This window comes from Kitasatospora nipponensis (assembly GCF_039528135.1).
Taxonomy (GTDB): domain Bacteria; phylum Actinomycetota; class Actinomycetes; order Streptomycetales; family Streptomycetaceae; genus Kitasatospora; species Kitasatospora nipponensis.
Map to the genome: position 1 here is coordinate 1 of NZ_BAAALF010000839.1, position 624 is coordinate 624.

A 624-nucleotide genomic window follows, 5' to 3' on the forward strand; every position below is an offset into this window, starting at 1 on the left:
GCCCACTCCGCTTCTGTGAGCAGATCTTACGATGTGCGAACGCGGATGCGATCCCCTGCTGGCCCGGCAGCAGCGAAGGAATTCGTCCCCATGCCGCACTCCACAGTCAAGGCTGCCTCGGCCCTCCGAGCTCGATTCACTGGAGAGGCCAAAGCCACGGCTCGTCCAGGGATCGATCGGTCCGGAGGAATGGGCCTGGACCACTGCACGCCGGAGCAGACAGAGCTCCGTGCTTTGTTGGCTCTGGCGTGTTTCAACCAGGGAGCACTGATGGCGCCTTCCATTCGGTGGGCCGTCGGGCACATCGGTGCGTATGCACCGATCATCTCTCCTCGATTCGATCATCTGGTACTGATCGTCGATGCGTGCGACAACGTAGCGCTCCACCTTGCCGGAACCCCGAATAACCCCAATATGCCTGCCATGCGTGTGGAGGAGTGCCGAGGTTATGACTTGTGGCAGCTACGGCACCTGACCACCAACGCCCAGTTGTACGTCTGTGAACGCGCCACCCTCCCTACTACGGCTGACCCAGGCAAGCGCCGACCCATCCCGAGGCGACGGTCAGGGATGGCGGATCCGCTCACTGAAGTGGAGCTGGCCATGCTGGCCGCCGTTCCTGAG

1 pseudogene is annotated in these 624 nt (G+C 62.5%); it reads left to right on the top strand.

Going from position 1 to position 624, the window contains the following annotated elements:
* Nucleotides 1-270 precede the first annotated feature (270 nt).
* Nucleotides 271-624 (top strand): annotated as a pseudogene (locus ABD323_RS43625) (hypothetical protein); the annotation flags it as partial.